This window comes from Marinomonas transparens (genome assembly GCF_016463975.1).
GTDB lineage: Bacteria > Pseudomonadota > Gammaproteobacteria > Pseudomonadales > Marinomonadaceae > Marinomonas > Marinomonas transparens.
The window spans coordinates 1-1,927 of the sequence record NZ_JAEMNX010000064.1; the positions used below are offsets into that span (position 1 = coordinate 1).

A 1,927-nucleotide genomic window follows, 5' to 3' on the forward strand; every position below is an offset into this window, starting at 1 on the left:
GCCACACAACGCACCTTCGCCGACTTCTAAGCGACAACGCTTCAAGCAACAAAAACAAAGCCCACCCAATCCGGTGGGCTTTAGTTATTGTTTTTCATGGGGTAAAGAGATAGGTTTTAGATAAGATGATCAAAACTTATTTTCACGGAGGAAAGCATGAGAAGTGCTGTATTTTTGTTTGTCGTAGTAGCTTTGATCTCAGGGTGTTCGACGACGAATCAACAAACGATTACTAAAGTTGAAGAATCTCAGCATATAACGAGAGATCAGTTTATTGGGAAGTGGGATTGTATGCTCTTGCTTGCAGGTCATTCCATTGGATATGGAGATGAATTAGATTATAAAAGTGATGGTTCTTTTAGCGGTATATCAACTACAGTTTATCCTTTTTCGGTCATCCCAGAGCATTCACTTTTCTTTTATAGTCGTCCTGTAACAGGCTCATGGGAGCTAGAAGGGAACAAATTGACTTTTTATTATTTGACTCAAGGAGACTTGATTCGCCGTGAAAATAAGAGCTCTCCAGTTTGGGATAAGATTAAAGAAGAAAAATTGGAAAAAGAAATAAGGTTAGCCGATAATAAAATTTATGAAAGGCTTTCTTCTGAAAATTTTACAGGTGTTCCATTTATAGTCTCTACTACAAAATTCTTTTCAATTTCTGGTATAGATATTCTTGCGATTGAGCAGAGCGTAGATGATGAAAAATTTGAAGGTGCCTGTTCACGAAAACACGAACAAAAAGTTAACCTTAACAGGCCATATATGGATGCTCCGGCTAGGTCAAGGCCGCACTCAATCGAATCACTCTTTTTAGGGTGATTTTTTTGTTTTCTTATTTAACGCTTAACAGGATAACCACCTATCAAGCCCAGTCATACCAAGGGTTTTGGTGGTTGCTCTGCTATTTCCCCGCCGACCCCAACATCGAACTCGTCCGCCTCATCAAAGCCGTCCGATAACAACAAATCGCCCAACTCAGCCTTTTAATTCAAGTAAGCCGACTGGGCCAACGACAGCATCGACCAACTCAAAAAAGCCACACAACGCACCTTCGCCGACTTCTAAGCGATAACTTTTCAAGCAACAAAACCAAAGCCCAACGACGTGGGCTTTAGTTGTTGTTTTTCATGGAGTAAAGGGATAGGTTTAGTTTGGGTTAGATGTAAGTCATTCTCTAATGAAGATATATGATAACGTGTAACGCATTATTAAAATTTTAGGGATACACAGGGAGACTCCGTGAAACAGCCGTACGAGAATGTATATATTGGTAATTTTATTTTTGCTCTTGGTTTTCAAGCTGCGCAAACAAATAAAGGCTTAAGTGATAAGTCCGTTCAACTTGTTCAACAAACACCTGATGAGCAAAAACTCAATGATTTATTTGTAAATTGGTCAGGGAAGAGTTTCATTTTTGAGTTTAAAAGAGATAAAGAAAAAATTGGTACAGAGCTTGAGAAAGAAGCAAAAAAAAATCTTAATGAAAGTCTAAACTCATCAGTAAATGAAAAAGTATTAATCTTGAGTAATAAGTCACATTTCCTAGGTTTTGGATTAGAAAACACTTTAGGATTTGTACCATACAGCACCATCCACAATGAAATTGATAGATATTACATGTTGGATAAGTTTTGTTCAGCTATTATAGGGGGGCAGTTTGATCTTGGACTAAATTATGATGAACTAAAAGAATACCTGTCATTTATAGAATCGGCTACTGGATCTACTACTGATGGCTGCGGTGGCTTTATTTTGAATGTCGCCGATGACGGTAGTGTCAATATGATTCCTTTTGAAAATGTTGATGTTTTATCTCAGTCTTTGAATATTGAACCTGAGCCACCTACACCAACAATGACATATCGCATGAGATAAACTTAACAGGACATATATGGATGCTCCGGCTAGGTCAAGGCCGCACTCA

General features: G+C 38.2%; 2 protein-coding genes. Both read left to right on the forward strand.

Translation table 11 applies throughout. The features are described 5' to 3' along the window. The first annotated feature begins 156 nt into the window (after positions 1-156). The gene (locus I8J31_RS20635) at positions 157-822 is read left to right on the forward strand and encodes a hypothetical protein (protein WP_199470471.1); all 666 of its coding nucleotides are present in this window, start codon (positions 157-159) and stop codon (positions 820-822) included. A 420-nt stretch (positions 823-1,242) separates the two neighbouring features. Beyond that, the gene (locus tag I8J31_RS20640; protein ID WP_199470472.1) at positions 1,243-1,878 is read left to right on the forward strand and encodes a hypothetical protein; all 636 of its coding nucleotides are present in this window, start codon (positions 1,243-1,245) and stop codon (positions 1,876-1,878) included. Positions 1,879-1,927 lie beyond the last annotated feature (49 nt).